This window comes from Streptomyces sp. CB01580 (genome assembly GCF_001905795.1).
Lineage (GTDB): Bacteria > Actinomycetota > Actinomycetes > Streptomycetales > Streptomycetaceae > Streptomyces.
In genome coordinates this window covers 62,976-77,423 of record NZ_LIXJ01000002.1, presented here as the reverse complement: position 1 = coordinate 77,423, position 14,448 = coordinate 62,976, and the positions used below count along the sequence as shown (strand labels likewise).

Genomic DNA, 14,448 nt, shown 5'->3' with positions numbered 1-14,448 from the left:
TGGTGCCCCGGGGCACGGTCCGATCACGCGCGGCTGTCCCGCGCCGATTCCCGTCGGGCCCGCGTCGGGCCGCTCTCACGCCTCCCCGACCGCCGTCGCCCGCCAGGGCGCCAGGCGTTGTACGTCGCGGGCGGTCTCCGTGACCCCGGTCAGGAAGCCGTGGGCGCGGGGGGAGGCGGTGTCGCGGAGCCATTCCGGGGCTATGTCGCAGACCGCGACCCTGGCCTCCGTGCCCGTCAGGGCGATCGGCAGGGTGTGGACGACCGTGGAGGGGAAGCTCAGGACGGTGCGGCCGATGGGGCCGCGGCGGGCGATGAGTTCGAGGGGGAGGTCGGGGCGGACGATCTCCAGGCCGGTGGCCGCCTCCAGGGCATGGAGCTTCTCGGCGGACTCGCGGCGGTGGGCGAAGTAGCGGGCGGCCCGGTGGGTGCGGGCCAGGGAGGCGACGATCTCCAGGTAGCGGTCCTGGTCGACCACGCCGGTCTCGACGAGGGAGGTGCCGACCATGTCCGCGCCCTTGGTGAGCCGCGGCGGGCCGAAGCGGGCGCGGGTCCAGGCGAAGGTGTTGGGGGTGACGGTGACGCCGGGCGGGGCCTCGACCGGCATCGCCGTGAAGACCTCGACGGTACGCGTCGCGGAGGGGGTGAAGCGGCTGCGGGCGCGGGCCGTGACCGGGGCCAGGACCAGTTCGCGCGGGCCCGAGCTGCCCTTGCGGTGCCAGCGCACCAGGCGTTCGCCGCGGGCGAGCTGGGCGACGAACTCCATGGTGGCCGTGCCGTCGTCGACCACCGTGAGGCGGCGGGCGCGGACCATGGTCAGCAGGAACTGGACGTAACGGGAGAACGGGTCCCCTATGACGATCCGGTCCGCGCCGCGCAGCAGTCCGGTCAGGGCGCGCAGGGTCTTCAGGGGCGCGCCCGCACCGCCGCGCGCCTCCTGCCATCGGACGTTGACGCCCTCGTCGCGGGCCAGCTCCGCCATCCGGCGCAGCTGGCCGCGCGACATCGGGTCGACCGGGGGGAGGACGACGACCGTGACGTCCGCCAGGACGTGGTCGTCGCCTCCCTCTGCGTAGGCCCACTCCAGGACGTTCAGGAGCTGGACCGGGCTCTCGACGAAGGCGAGGTTCACCGGTCGGCCCGTCAGACCGCGACCGGCTCGGCGGCCGGGGCGGCCTCGTTCTCGGCGACGACGCCCGCGACCCGGCGGAGCTTCTTCATCGGGCCGAGCTCGGACTCGTACACCTTCTTGACACCGTCGCCGAGCGACGCCTCGATGGTGCGGATGTCGCGCACCAGGCGGCTGAGGCCCTGCGGCTCGACGGAGGCGGCCTGGTCGGAGCCCCACATGGCGCGGTCGAGGGTGATGTGGCGCTCGACGAACACGGCGCCGAGGGCGACGGCGGCGAGGGTCGTCTGGAGGCCGGTCTCGTGGCCGCTGTAGCCGATCGGGACGTTGGGGTACTCCTGCTGGAGGGTGTTGATGACCCGCAGGTTCAGCTCCTCGGCCTTGGCCGGGTACGTCGAAGTGGCGTGGCAGAGAAGGATGTTCTCCGAGCCGAGGACCTCGACCGCGTGCCGGATCTGCTTCGGGGTCGACATGCCGGTGGAGAGGATGACGGTGCGGCCGGTGGCCCGCAGGGCGCGCAGCAACTCGTCGTCGGTGAGGGAGGCCGAGGCGACCTTGTGGGCGGGCACGTCGAACTTCTCCAGGAAGGCGACGGCCTCGGTGTCCCACGGGGAGGCGAACCAGTCGATGCCGCGCCGGGCGCAGTGCTCGGAGATGGCCCGGTACTCGTCCTCGCCGAACTCGACGCGGTGGCGGTAGTCGATGTACGTCATGCGGCCCCAGGGGGTGTCGCGCTCGATGTCCCACTGGTCGCGCGGGGTGCAGATCTCCGGGGTGCGCTTCTGGAACTTGACGGCGTCGCAGCCGGCGTCGGCGGCCACGTCGATCAGGGCGAGGGCGTTGTCGAGGTCACCGTTGTGGTTGATGCCGATCTCACCGGTGACGTAGACGGGGCGGCCGGGGCCCGCGGTGCGGGTGCCGAGGGTGCGCAGGCGGGAGGTGCTCATGAGGTGTGTTTCCTTAACTCGGGGTGTGGGTCTTGGGGGGACCCGGGATCACTTGGGGGACTCGGTGGGGTTCGTGAGGGTGGGGCCCAGCAGCCAGGCGGCGATCTCGCGGATCGCGCCGGAGCCGCCCGGCGTGGTGGTGACGGCACGCGCCGCGGCGCGCACCGAGTCGTGGGCGCTCGCGACGGCGACGGGCCAGCCGGCGAGTGCGAAGCACGGCAGGTCGTTGACGTCGTTGCCCACGTAGAGGACACGTTCGGGGGCGATGGACTGTTCGTCGCACCACTGCTTGAGGGCCAGGTCCTTGCGGTCGATGCCGTGCAGGACCGGGATGCGGAGCTTGTGGGCGCGGGCCGCGACGACCGGGTTCTGCTCCGTGGAGAGGATCAGGAGCGGCAGCCCGGCCTTGCGCAGGGCCGCGATGCCCAGGCCGTCGCCGCGGTGGACGGCGACGATCTCGCGTCCGTCGGCGTCGATGAGGACCCGGTCGTCGGTCTGGGTGCCGTCGAAGTCGAGGACGACCGCGTCGACGTCGGCGAGGGTGGGCAGCGGGGAGGGGTCCAGCAGCGGCGCGAGCGCGCGGGCGCGGGCCAGGTCGTGCGGGTCGTCGATCTCCAGGACCCGCTCGGGGTCGGTGCGCACCAGGGCGGTGTGGCCGAAGAAGCGGTGGCGGTGGGCGCGGAACCCGGCGACGTCCATGGCGTACGCGGCGCCGGTCTCCAGCAGGTCCTCGGGGCGGTCCTGGCGCATCTGGCGGACGGACTTGTCGTGGTTGACGCCGTGGTTGCCGTCTTCCAGGGCGCTGCCGTCGCGCCAGAGGAAGCCGTGGAAGGGGGCGACCGTGACCGCCGTGTCGGCTCCCTCGCGGGCGACCGCGGCGGCGACGCCGTCGATGTCCTCCCGTACGGCGAAGGGGCTGGTGCACTGGACCAGCAGCACCACGTCGGCGGCACGGTCGCGCATCGCCTCGTACGCGTCCAGGGCGTGCAGCACCGCGTCCTCACTGCTCGCCCGGTCCCCCGCGATGGCCGCGGGGCGCCGCACGATGTGCAGCCGCTCCGGGGTGCCGGAGGTGTCACCGGCAGCGCGGGCGGCGTCCGCGACGGCCGCGTCGTCGGTCGTCACGACGACGTCCGTGACCTCGTGGGAGGCCAGGCAGGCGCGTACGGCGCGGGCGACCAGCGGTACGCCGCCGACCTGGGCGAGGTTCTTGGCCGGGACGCCCTTGGATCCCCCGCGGGCGGGGATCACGGCGAGCACGGTGGGCGGCGTCATCGCTGCTCCTGGAGTCGGGGTCGGTGGGTGGTGGGGCCGGTGGACGGGTGGGTACGGGGCGGCGGGTCCGGCCGCGGTGGCGGCGGGTCCGGGGATGGTCGGCGAGGCTGCTCCGGAAGCGCCGTTGCCGGACGCGACGGTGGTGGGGCCGGGGGCCCCGGGCGCGGCGGTCACAGCTCGCCCATCCGCCGGATGACGGGTGCGACCCGCTGGACGCCCTGCCGGTACGCGCCCCGCGCCGCCTCCCGTACCGCCTCGCGGACCGCGCCGCGCAGCCCGCCGGTCTCGCGCGGCCGCTGCGTGCCCGGCAGCGGGCGGCCGTCGGGGCCCAGGTGGTGGCGGGCGAGGATGCCGGGGAGGTAGCCGGGGGCGGTGGCGGGCGTGTAGTACGGGGCGATCGCGGGCAGCCGGCCGACGGCGAGCAGGTCCTCCACGCGGGCGCGGGCGGCGTCGTAGGCGGTGGCGTACGTACCGTCGGCGGCGACCCCCTGGCGGGCCAGCCATCCGGCGGCGGGCTCCGGGCGGTGGCCGCCGTCCAGGTGGTCCCAGGAGGTGAGCAGGCCCGAGCCGATGAAGTGGTGGTTGCCGAGGGCCTCGCGGACGCCGAGGTCGGTGAGGACCGCGGTCGGGATGCGCCGGTGCAGGGACTCCAGAGCGGCCGTCGAGGAGACCGTGACCAGCAGGTCGGCGCCGTCCAGGACCTCGCCCATGTGTCCGTACACCAGACGGAGGTTGGGCGGCGGTCCGCCGGGGATCCTCTCCGCGAGCCGCTGGTAGGGGATTTCCTCGATGTGCGTGGTGTGCTCGCCCGGCTTGGACCGCAGCTTCAGCAGCACCTCGCGGTCCGGGTGCAGCCGGGCGTGCTCGACGAGCCGGCGCAGCAGGTACGTGCGTTCGGCGCGGGAGGCCGGAACGGAGGGCTGGGCGGCGAAGACGACGGTGTCGCGGCCCTCCTTCGGGCGGTACGGCTCGCCGCCGAGGAACGGCAGGGCGGCCTCCGTGACGGCCGAGGCGTCGGCGCCGACCCCCTCGTACACCGTGCGGAAACGCTCCGCGTCGTGGCGGGAGTTGGCGAGCACGACGTCCGCGCCGTGCCGCAGCAGCAGCCCGTCGGCGAGCTTCTCGTAGACGACGCCGACGTAGCCGGTGACGACCAACGGCCGGGCCGCCGGTCCCAGCGCGGCCAGCCCGTGCAGCATCGCCTGGACGGCTCCCCCGACGAGGGCGAGGACGAGGACGTCGTACCCCTCGTCCCGTACCTCGTGCAGGAACTCGACGGCCGTGACCTCGCGCACCCGGTCGGACGCTATGCCGACGTCTCCGACCTCGGCGAGCTGGCGCGGGGTCGGGGTGGACCGGCCGCGCAGCAGCAGTCCGCTGATCTCGACGCGCTGCGCCGGACCACCCCGGTCGCCGGCGGTGAGACGGCGCGCGGTGAGCGCGCCCCATTTCCACCGGGTGTCGGAGTCGGCGAGCACGGCTACCCGGAGGGCGGTCGTCTTATCGGTACGTGGAGCCACGCCCCAGAACTTAGGAAGGCATTTCGATTCGCGGCCCAACGCGACCACAACAGCTGGTTAACAGCCCGCCGACGATCGGCGAATCACCCTCACAAAAACCCCGCACCGGGCAAGCAATCGATCCGGTTCATCATTTCGACATTCTTCGTTCACCTGTCGTCCTTTCCGGGGCCAAGGCAAATGACGACCCCGCACCTAGCGTGTGGCAGGTGGTCAAGCTCTCCGTCATCGTGCCGTTCTACAACGTGCAGGCATATGCTTCCGATACCTTGCGAAGCCTGCGGGCCAATGCCCGCGAGGATTTCGAATTCATCCTGGTCGACGACTGTTCGACCGACGGGACGCCGGAGATCCTCGCGCGCGCGGAGCGCGAGATCCCGGGTGCCGTCCTGGTCAGACACGAGACGAACGGGGGCCTGGCCACCGCCCGCAACACCGGGATCGACGCGGCTCGGGGCGAGTACCTCACCTTCCTCGACGGCGACGACTGGGTGGTTCCCGGGTACTACGAGCGGCTGCTCGCCGCCGTCACCGGGCTGGGCTGCGACTTCGTCCGTACGGACCATGTGCAGTTCACGGACCGGACGCGCACGGTCCACCAGGTCCCGCACGGCGTGCGCGACACCGTCATGCGGCCGCGCGACGTGATCCTGCCGGCCGACCGGTCGACGCCCGTGGACTACGCGTACGCCTGGGCCGGCGCCTATCACCGCCGGCTCGTCGAGTCGGGGCTGCTCCGTTTCCGGGACGGGTTGCGCACCGCCGAGGACCGGCCCTGGATCTGGCGTCTGCACCGCGAGGCCGAGTCCTTCGCGGTGGTCGGGCTCCAGGGGGTCTTCTACCGCCGCGGGGTGGCGTCCTCGCTCACGCAGATCGGCGACGTGCGACAGCTCGACTTCATCCGGGCCTTCGACCAGGTGCTCGAAGAAACGGCACAGGATCCGGAGGCCGACCGGCTGCTGCCGAAGGCCGTACGGACCTATTGCGCGGTCATGGCACATCACCTGGAATCCATCGAAAGGTTCGAACCAGCAGTGGCACGGAAATTGCGCACCCTGAGCGCGGCCTCTCTGCGGCGCATGCCCCAGGACATTCTCGCGGACACGCTGAATTCGCTGGGCGACCGCCGTGCGGACCGGCTGCGCCGGGTACGCCGCCGCTCCGTGTCGCGGGAGGTCGCGGCCTGATGTCCGGTACGTACACGGCACCGGTCGGCCGGTCCACCACCCAGATCTTCTCCGCGTGCACGCAGTACGCCGCCGCGACGGTCGTCGCCGCGTTGCGTGCGGGCCTGTTCGGTCCCCGGTCCGAACACCGTCGCATTCTCGTCGTGAGCGACACCTCCGCCTCTCCCGAACTGGGCACACCGCTCCACCGCAGGCCCGGTTTCGAGAAACTGGAGTCCGAATTCGACGACGTGTATTCCTGGAACGAATTCATCCGTCCGTTCCACCCCGCCGGATGGTCGCCCAGGGAGCAGGACGCCTCGCTGTGGCAGCGGGCCGTGCGCAGGGAGTGGCATCTCGGGGACGGGCCCGTCGAGATCGCCTGCGAGTCCATCCAGGCCAACCCCGCCCAGGCCCTCGCCGTGGTCTTCGGCGACAGCCCCGTGCACATCTACGCCGACGGCCTGATGAGCTACGGCCCGACCCGCAGCAGGCTCGACCAGCTGCTCGGCACCCGCATCCGCAGGCTGCTCCATCTGGACCTGGTGCCGGGCCTGCGGCCGCTGCTGCTCACCGAATTCGGCGTCGGGTCCGAGGTCGTACCGACCGATGTCTTCCTGGAGGTGCTGGACGAACTGGCCGGATCTGCGGCCCTCGACGCCTCGCTGGATGCCACGTTCGGCGCCTCTCCCACCTCCTCGGGACCGGCATCGGCACCGGCCCTGCTGCTCGGTCAGTACCTCTCCACGCTGGGCATCCTCACACCCCAGCAGGAGGAGGAGCTGCACGCGCGGATGCTGCGCGGCGCCGTCGCCCTCGGTCACACCCGGGTCGTCTTCAAGCCGCACCCCAGCGCACCGGCCCACTGGGCGCGGCTGCTGGAGCTGGAGGCGGAACGGCTCGGCGCCGACCTGACCGTGCTGGACAGTCCCGTCCTCGCCGAGACGCTGTTCGGGACCATGCGGCCGGCCCTGGTCGTCGGCTGCTTCTCCACCGCGCTGCTGACCGCCGCGTCGTTCTACGGGCTCCCGGTGGCCCGCGTCGGCACCGACACCGTGCTGGAACGGCTCGCTCCGTACCAGAACAGCAACCGCATCCCGCTGACGATCGTCGACGCGCTGCTGCCCGACCTGGAGGATCCGTCCGCCGTCACCGGCTGGTCGCCGCCCTCCGCCGACGAGGTCCGGGGGAAGCCGACCGGGCTGATCAGCGCGGTCGGCTACGCCATGCAGCCGCAGCTCCAGGCCGGGCTGCGGCCCGAGGCCGAGCGCTACCTGAGCCGGTACCGGGACGACATCCGGCGCTACTTCAAGCGGCGCCGGCTGACCGCGCTGGGCCTGCCGGGCGCCGTCCCCCAGCAGCTCGCGTTCATCCCGCGCAACGCGACGGTCCGCCGCCTCGCCCGCAAGGCCCGCACGCTGAGGCGAGCGGCGACGGGCTGACGGGGACCGCCCGAGCACGCCTGAGGGCGGCGGCTGTACGGCCGCCCTCAGGCGTGCTCGGGCGTGGCCCGTGGTCCACTCCCCGCACGCCCCGGACGCGCCTCGCGAGAACGACGACGCAAGGACACCCAGACTTCATCCGATCACCATCATCCGGTGGTGGGCCGCGCGTATCGCACGGGCGTGCGTTCCCACCCATGTCCTCCCTGTTGCGCAATCGCCTGACGAAGCGCGCCCTGCGGCCCGCGCTCAATCTGCTCGACCACCGCATCCAGGTGCAGGTGGACCGCGCCTCCGGACAACTGCGCCGCGAGATCGCCTCGTTGCGCGCGGAATCCGACGAGGGGCGGCGGCTCCAGTACGCCCTGGGGCTGCTGCTCGACGGCACGGGGCGCGGTTCGCGTCGCATCCCGCCCGCCCATGAGATGAACCAACTGGTGCGGGAGATCGCCGACTTGTGCGGGGACGAGACCCACGCCGAGCGCGGGGCCGTCGTCGCCTTCCGTACGCTCGTGGCACTGGAGGCGTGCTCCCCCGTACCGGGCCTCGATGCCCGCGACGATCAGCCGCAGCCCGTCCTCGAAGCGCTCGTCGCAGTCCCCGTCACACGCTGCTGAACGACAGCTTCGCCGCGAACCCGAGGAACAGCAGCCCCGCCGCCGAGGTCGCGCCCGCCGACAGCCTCCTGCGGCGGCGGAACGCGGCGGACAGGCGGGTGCCGCCGAATATCAGCATCGTCAGATAGAGGACGCTGGCTATCTGCAACAGCGTGCCCAGCAGCAGGAACGACAGCGCCGGGTACGCGTATCCGGGGTCGACGAACTGCACGAAGAAGGAGACCAGGAACAGGATCGCCTTCGGGTTGAAGAGGCTGACCACCAGAGCCCGGCGGTAGGGCCGCTCCATCGCCCCGGCGGCCTCCGCCCCCGCGCTCTCCTCCGTCAGCTCGGCCATCCGCCGGTGCCGTTCGCGCCACATCGCCACAGCCGACCGCAGCATGCCGATGGCCAGCCAGGTCAGATAGCCCGCACCGGCGAACTTGACGACGGCGAACAGCACCGGTGTGGTCCGCAACAGCGACGAGGCACCCAGCGCGGACAGCGTCATCAGCACGGTGTCCCCGGTCCACACCCCGGCCGCCGCCACGTATCCGGTGCGCACCCCGCGCCGGGCGGCGACGGACAGCACGTACAGCGAATTCGGTCCCGGCAGCAGCACGATCACTGCCAGACCGGCGAGATAGGTAGGAAGGTCGGTGACACCCAGCATGAACGGAGTGTCGCACGTGGGTACGACACTCCGTCCAGACGGAAGAGGTGAATTCTCGGAGAGGCGGTGAATTCCCGGAGAGAGGGGCCTCAGAACGCGTCCGTCGGCACGTACGCCCCCCACACCTCCCGCAGCGCGTTGCAGACCTCGCCGACGGTGGCCCGCGCCCTGAGCGCGTCCTTCATCGGGTACAGGACGTTGTCCGTGCCCGTCGCCGCCTTCCGCAGCTCGGTCAACGCCGCGTCCACCGCGCCCTGGTCGCGCTCCGCGCGGAGCTTCGCGAGGCGGGCCGCCTGCTCCGCCTCGATCGCCGGGTCGACGCGCAGCGGCTCGTACGGCTCCTCCTCGTCGAGCTGGAAGCGGTTGACACCGACCACCACGCGCTCGGCACTGTCGGTCTCCTGAGCGATCCGGTACGCATTGCGCTCGATCTCGTTCTTCTGGAAGCCGTGCTCGATCGCCTGCACCGCGCCGCCCAGGTCCTCGACCTTTCGCATCAGCTCCAGGGCGGCCGTCTCGACGTCGTCCGTCATCCTCTCCACGACATACGAACCGGCGAACGGGTCGACGGTCGCGGTGACGTCCGTCTCGTACGCCAGGACCTGCTGGGTGCGCAGCGCGAGGCGGGCGGACTTGTCGGTCGGCAGGGCGATCGCCTCGTCGAAGGAGTTGGTGTGCAGCGACTGGGTGCCGCCGAGGACCGCCGCCAGGCCCTGGACCGCGACACGCACCAGGTTGACCTCGGGCTGCTGGGCCGTCAACTGCACCCCGGCCGTCTGGGTGTGGAAGCGCAGCATCAGCGACTTGGGGTTCTTCGCGCCGAACTCCTCCTTCATCACCCGGGCCCAGATCCGGCGGGCGGCGCGGAACTTCGCGACCTCTTCGAGGATCGTCGTACGGGAGACGAAGAAGAAGGAGAGACGGGGCGCGAAGTCGTCGACGTCCATGCCCGCGGCGACGGCGGTGCGGACGTACTCGATGCCGTCGGCGAGCGTGAACGCGATCTCCTGCGCGGGCGAGGCACCGGCCTCCGCCATGTGGTACCCGGAGATCGAGATGGTGTTCCACTTCGGGATCTCGGCCCGGCAGTACTTGAAGATGTCCGCGATCAGGCGGAGCGAGGGGCCGGGCGGGAAGATGTACGTGCCGCGCGCGATGTACTCCTTGAGCACGTCGTTCTGGATCGTGCCCGTCAGCTTCTCGGCGCCGACGCCCTGCTCCTCCGCGACCAGTTGGTACAGGAGCAGCAGCAGGGCGGCCGGGGCGTTGATCGTCATGGACGTGGACACCTTGTCCAGCGGGATGCCGTCGAACAGGACCCGCATGTCGTCGACCGAGTCGATCGCGACCCCGACCTTGCCGACCTCGCCGGACGCGATGGGCGCGTCGGAGTCGTGGCCCATCTGGGTGGGGAGGTCGAAGGCGACGGAGAGCCCCATGGTGCCGTTGGCGATCAGCTGCTTGTACCGGGCGTTGGACTCGGTGGCCGTGCCGAAGCCCGCGTACTGCCGCATCGTCCACGGGCGGCCGGTGTACATCGTCGGGTAGACCCCGCGCGTGAAGGGGTACGAGCCCGGCTCCCCCAGCTTCTCCGCGGGGTCCCAGCCGTCGAGTGCGTCCGGTCCGTACACCGGCTCGATCGGCAGTCCCGACTCCGACTCACGCGTCATCTGCTGTGCCTCCCGCTGAAGCTGCTTCACCAAGCCGCTTGTCGACCACAAGCTACTTACCGGTAATGAGGGGGTTCCCGCGACGGACTGTATCGGCGGGCACGAGGCCGATGGAGGGGCGGACGCTGGGACCTTGCTCACAGCACCCGCCCGGCCCGGGGGCCGCCGTGACCGCTTCCCCCCATCATGCGCGGGTTGCCCCGTCATGTGCGGGCTTTGACAACCGGGAGGGCGGGAATCCGCCCCTGAGGGCTGCCCGGTAATCCATGGTGGATCAGCGCGCGGCGTCCGATGTGGCGCATCGCAGGGCGGAGGGGCGTCGGCATACCGGACGTATGCGGACATTCCGACAAAGCGGCGAGGTGCCACAGCCGTCGTCGCGCGCCCGCCGGGGCTCACGGGACAGCCCTTGGGGACACTGGAACAACCCGGAGGAGCAGGGGGCCGAGATGATACGCAGCACCACGGCAGACGCGTCGCGGGGCGGGGCACCGCTCGGGTCGCCGGACACCGCACCGCCCACCGCGCGGACGGGCGGCAGAGGCCGGGCGGGGCACGGGAGACGGAGCTGGGCAGGGGCCACGGCCAAGGCGACTCTGGCCGTGCTCGCCGCGGCCGTCGCGACCGCCGGCTGCGAGGCGCCGGCCGCCGACGGCTCGGCGCCGCCACCGGCGCCGCCCGGGTCCACGCCGAGCGACGACGCCAAGCCCGTCGCGCGGCGGTCGGCCTCCCCGGACGCGTCGCCCACGCCCCCGAAGGCCGCGCCCTCGTCGGCCTCCCCGACGGCCACCGCGACCGCCGGGCCGACCGCCGCACCCGAGCCGTCGACAAAACCGGACCCGCAGGGCACGCCACTGATCGCGAGCGGCACCCAGGGGGACCGGGTGCGCGAGCTCCAGGCCCGACTGCGGCAGATCGGTCACTTCGACCGCTCCCCCACCGGCTACTACGGCACGGTCACGGCCACCGCCGTGCGGTCCTTCCAGACCAAGCGCGGCCTGGCCGCCACCGGCGAGACGGACACCGTCACCTGGCAGCGACTGCTGGACATGACGCGCCCGCCGACGGCGACCGAACTGCGCCCGCCGACCACCCTGCCCGTCACCAAGCCGGACAAGCGCTGCATGACGGGCCGGGTGCTGTGCATCAGCAAGAACAGCCGCTCGCTGTCCTGGATGGTCGACGGCCGGGTCGTCTCGTCGATGGACGTCCGCTTCGGCTCCCAGTACACGCCGACCCGCGAGGGCACCTTCTCCGTCTTCTGGAAGTCCCGGCACCACGTGTCGACGATCTATCACACGGCCATGCCGTACGCGATGTTCTTCAGCGGCGGCCAGGCGGTGCACTACTCGGCGGACTTCGCGGCCCGCGGCTACGCCGGAGCCTCGCACGGCTGCGTCAACGTCCGCGACGAGCAGAAGATCGCCGCGTTGTTCGCCCAGGTGAAGGAGGGGGACAAGGTCGTCGTCCACGGCTGAGGGCCGTAGTCCTCGGCCGGAAGCGGGGTGGCGCGGGCGGGACAGGGGGAACATGTCCCACCCGCGCCGATGCGCTGAGCCACAGGTACGGGGGGAACCTCGGCTCGTCGCGCTGCCGATGACCAGTCGGCATTCAGTACTGCGTCACGGTCTCGAAAAACGTCACACCTGATGGTGGGCGGCGCTGCCGCAGCCCCGTGCGCACGGCCCGCGACCCGAGGAGTCGGCCGCCGGGCCATCCGCCGCCCGGTACGCCGAGGACGAAATCGCGGACGGGATCGCGGACGGCGAGGGGGACGGTGCCGGGTACGGCGAGGCGGCGGGCGGTGCCACGTAGGGCGAGGCGGACGGTGACGCGGGCCGCCGCGGCGTCGGGGTCACGGACGGCCGCTTCGGAGCGGTGGTGAACCGGGCCGCCGGGAAGGCTTGGTTCCGCCCGTTCCCCTCGCCCCGCCCGTTCCCCTCGCCCCGCTCGTTCGCGACACCCTGGCCCTGGCTCTGACCGTCGTCGTCGCTGTCCTCGCCGGTGCGGTCGCCGTCGCCCGACCCGCCCTGCCCGTCCTGATCACCCTGCCCGTTCCGCCCTTTTTCCTCCTTGGCGAGTATCCGGTCGCAGAACCGCTCCAGGTTCCGGGCACCCTTCGCCATCGCCTCCAGGGCGCGTCTGCCGTCGTCGTCCAGGTCGCCGTCGCGGTAGTCCCGGCACGCCCGCTTCGCCTCGGCGTACCAGCGGCTGGAGGTCCCCTTCCCCGGCTTCTCGGACGCCTTGCCGTGCGGGGAATCATCCGGCCCGCGGCCGGTCGTCCGGCCATCGCCGCTGCCGGGGTCGGCGTCCTCACCGCTCCTGTCGGCGTCCCGGTCGTCGGGGGCGGAGGAACCGGTCCGGGGCGCGGAGGGCGGCGCGTCCGGGGAGACCGGCGGATCGGCAGGCGGGTGCGTGCCGGTGATGTCCTGTGAGCCGACCGCATCGGGAGACGCGTCGGCCGACACGGAACTCGCGGGCGCGGGGGCGTGGCCGCCGAACGGCCCGGGGAGCATGCCCGCGCTCGCGGCCATCGCCACCCCGCCGAGCGCGCAGCCCGCGAAGGAGGCGACCAGGCCGAACCGCACGGGTCTGTTCCGGCGCGGGGAACGGGAGCGGGCACGGCCGCGGCCCGCCGCCGGGGAGCCCGCGGCCGACGGGGCGGTCGAAGCGGGTGTGCCGGTGGCGGAGTGGATACGGACGGGGTCGAGCACGCCGACCGTGACCGGTTCGCCCGCCTCCTCCGCGTGCCCGGTGACCTCGGCGTGCTCCGACGTCTCCGCGCTCGTGGCGAGATCGCCCGCGTTCGTGGGCACGGAAGGCGCGGAGTGCGCGGCGGCGCGGAAGGCGGCGAGCGCCGCGGCCTCGCCCGGCAGTTCGCCGGTGGCCGGGCGGGCGGTCCGGGCGACGGTCTCCAGTGCCGCCGCCAGCTCCTGCGCCTCCGTAGCCTGGTGACCGTCGAGGGAAGCGACCGGTTCGCCGCGAAGCAGGTGCTCCGCCGCGTCCTCGTCAAGCCATTCGTACCGCTCGTCGGCCATCACATGTCCTTCTGCGTCCAAGGACGCGTATGCGTCACACCGGCCGGGGCCGCCAGCCCCTGGTGTGCGGGACGCTGGGCGGGCACGGCACCGAGCTCCGTCGTCCGGCCCGTCGCGCCCTGGTCCGCCGGATCGTCCGCGCGAACGCGGTCCGCCTGTTCCGCTCCTCCCGCTCCTCCTGCTTCTCCGTCGCCCTCGACTCCCACGCCGTTCACACCGCTCGCACCATTCACACGCAGCAGCTCGGCCAGCCGCTTCAGCCCCCGGTGCGCGGCGGTGCGCACCGCTCCCGGCCGCTTGCCCAGCGTCTGCGCCGCGCTCTTGGCGTCCAGTCCGACGACCACGCGCAGCACCACGGCCTCGGCCTGGTCCTGCGGCAGCTGGGCGATGAGCGACATCGTGCTGCCGGTGGCCAGGGCCTCCATCGCCTCGTCGGCGGTGTCGGACGCGGCCGGCCTGTCCGAGAGCTCCGATTCGTCGCCGCCTATGGCGGGACGCCTGCCGCGCATCCGCAGATGGTCCAGGGCGCGGTTGCGGGCTATGCGCGCCGCCCAGCCTCGGAACCGGTCCGCGTCGCCGCTGAAGCGGCCGAGGTCGCGGGCTATCTGCAGCCACGCCTCGGACGCCACGTCCTCGGCGTCCGACTCCCCCACGAGTGTCCGTATGTAGCCGAGCAAGCGCGGCTGCACGGCGCGGTACACGGTACGGAAGGCATCTTCGTCCCCGCCCTGCGCCGCGAGTACGGCTGCAGTCAGCTCGGCGTCGTCCCCCAGCACTCCCTCAACCTGCCCTGCTGTCTTGAATAGCAGCTGGTCATCACTGCCGTGTCACCCTGCGCGACTCAGCACGCTACGACCTTACGCGTGAGTACGTCCACGGCTTGTACAACCTGCAACATTCCTCGGACAGAGTGCGGTGTGACAGAAATCGCCGCGGCGGCGCTGAGTGGAATACGGGGTCGTCCTACGGCCCCGTGGAAGACGACCGGGGCCT

Annotated in this window: 12 protein-coding genes; 4 read left to right on the top strand and 8 right to left on the bottom strand. The window is 72.3% G+C overall.

Annotated features, from left to right (window positions below):
• Positions 1-75: 75 nt before the first annotated feature.
• The 4 genes from AMK22_RS02860 to AMK22_RS02845 all read right to left on the bottom strand — a co-directional run bounded on the left by AMK22_RS02860 (position 76) and on the right by AMK22_RS02845 (position 4,870).
• Positions 76-1,131, bottom strand: a complete 1,056-nt coding sequence (locus AMK22_RS02860) for a hypothetical protein (protein WP_073781618.1) — start codon at positions 1,129-1,131, stop codon at positions 76-78.
• 11 nt (positions 1,132-1,142) lie between these two features.
• Complete coding sequence (locus AMK22_RS02855) at positions 1,143-2,075, bottom strand: N-acetylneuraminate synthase family protein (protein WP_073781617.1); 933 nt, start codon at positions 2,073-2,075, stop codon at positions 1,143-1,145.
• Positions 2,076-2,123: 48 nt separating this feature from the next.
• A complete protein-coding gene (locus tag AMK22_RS02850; RefSeq protein WP_073781616.1) occupies positions 2,124-3,350 on the bottom strand; it encodes an acylneuraminate cytidylyltransferase in 1,227 nt (408 codons plus the stop codon).
• A 170-nt stretch (positions 3,351-3,520) separates the two neighbouring features.
• Entirely contained in the window at positions 3,521-4,870 is a 1,350-nt protein-coding gene (locus AMK22_RS02845) for a DUF6716 putative glycosyltransferase (RefSeq protein WP_073781615.1), read from the bottom strand.
• A gap of 209 nt (positions 4,871-5,079) precedes the next feature.
• On the opposite strand from AMK22_RS02845, the gene AMK22_RS02840 reads away from it, so the two are divergent.
• From AMK22_RS02840 to AMK22_RS02830, 3 genes are all read left to right on the top strand, one after another.
• A complete protein-coding gene (locus AMK22_RS02840; protein ID WP_073781962.1) occupies positions 5,080-6,057 on the top strand; it encodes a glycosyltransferase family 2 protein in 978 nt (325 codons plus the stop codon).
• Entirely contained in the window at positions 6,057-7,478 is a 1,422-nt protein-coding gene (locus AMK22_RS02835) for a polysialyltransferase family glycosyltransferase (RefSeq protein WP_073781614.1), read from the top strand. The genes AMK22_RS02840 and AMK22_RS02835 overlap by 1 nt, the downstream gene beginning before the upstream one ends.
• Before the next feature lie 197 nt (positions 7,479-7,675).
• Positions 7,676-8,095, top strand: a complete 420-nt coding sequence (locus tag AMK22_RS02830) for a hypothetical protein (RefSeq protein WP_073781613.1) — start codon at positions 7,676-7,678, stop codon at positions 8,093-8,095.
• Here AMK22_RS02830 and leuE read toward each other — a convergent pair.
• Entirely contained in the window at positions 8,082-8,747 is a 666-nt protein-coding gene (gene leuE / locus AMK22_RS02825) for a leucine efflux protein LeuE (RefSeq protein ID WP_073781612.1), read from the bottom strand. The genes AMK22_RS02830 and leuE overlap by 14 nt on opposite strands.
• An 89-nt stretch (positions 8,748-8,836) precedes the next feature.
• Complete coding sequence (locus AMK22_RS02820; protein ID WP_073781611.1) at positions 8,837-10,417, bottom strand: acyl-CoA mutase large subunit family protein; 1,581 nt, start codon at positions 10,415-10,417, stop codon at positions 8,837-8,839.
• A 449-nt stretch (positions 10,418-10,866) separates the two neighbouring features.
• On the opposite strand from AMK22_RS02820, the gene AMK22_RS02815 reads away from it, so the two are divergent.
• Positions 10,867-11,895, top strand: coding sequence for a L,D-transpeptidase family protein (locus AMK22_RS02815; RefSeq protein ID WP_079185893.1), 1,029 nt, complete (start codon positions 10,867-10,869; stop codon positions 11,893-11,895).
• Positions 11,896-12,057: 162 nt separating this feature from the next.
• Here AMK22_RS02815 and AMK22_RS02810 read toward each other — a convergent pair whose 3' ends face one another.
• Both AMK22_RS02810 and AMK22_RS02805 read right to left on the bottom strand, forming a co-directional pair.
• Positions 12,058-13,455 carry a hypothetical protein gene (locus AMK22_RS02810; RefSeq protein ID WP_073781610.1) on the bottom strand — a complete coding sequence of 466 codons (1,398 nt, stop codon included), beginning with the start codon at positions 13,453-13,455 and terminating at the stop codon, positions 12,058-12,060.
• Positions 13,455-14,231: an RNA polymerase sigma factor gene (locus AMK22_RS02805; RefSeq protein ID WP_073781609.1), complete on the bottom strand. Its 777-nt coding sequence runs from the start codon at positions 14,229-14,231 to the stop codon at positions 13,455-13,457. Before AMK22_RS02805 ends, AMK22_RS02810 begins: the two co-directional genes overlap by 1 nt.
• Between the last annotated feature and the right edge of the window lie 217 nt (positions 14,232-14,448).

Coding starts and splice junctions, on each gene's coding strand:
- AMK22_RS02850 (WP_073781616.1), bottom strand. CDS start 3,350: ATGACGCCGCCCACCGTGCTCGCCGTGATCCCCGCCCGCGGGGGATCC.
- leuE (WP_073781612.1), bottom strand. CDS start 8,747: ATGCTGGGTGTCACCGACCTTCCTACCTATCTCGCCGGTCTGGCAGTG.
- AMK22_RS02810 (WP_073781610.1), bottom strand. CDS start 13,455: ATGGCCGACGAGCGGTACGAATGGCTTGACGAGGACGCGGCGGAGCAC.
- AMK22_RS02830 (WP_073781613.1), top strand. CDS start 7,676: ATGTCCTCCCTGTTGCGCAATCGCCTGACGAAGCGCGCCCTGCGGCCC.
- AMK22_RS02835 (WP_073781614.1), top strand. CDS start 6,057: ATGTCCGGTACGTACACGGCACCGGTCGGCCGGTCCACCACCCAGATC.
- AMK22_RS02815 (WP_079185893.1), top strand. CDS start 10,867: ATGATACGCAGCACCACGGCAGACGCGTCGCGGGGCGGGGCACCGCTC.
- AMK22_RS02820 (WP_073781611.1), bottom strand. CDS start 10,417: ATGACGCGTGAGTCGGAGTCGGGACTGCCGATCGAGCCGGTGTACGGA.
- AMK22_RS02855 (WP_073781617.1), bottom strand. CDS start 2,075: ATGAGCACCTCCCGCCTGCGCACCCTCGGCACCCGCACCGCGGGCCCC.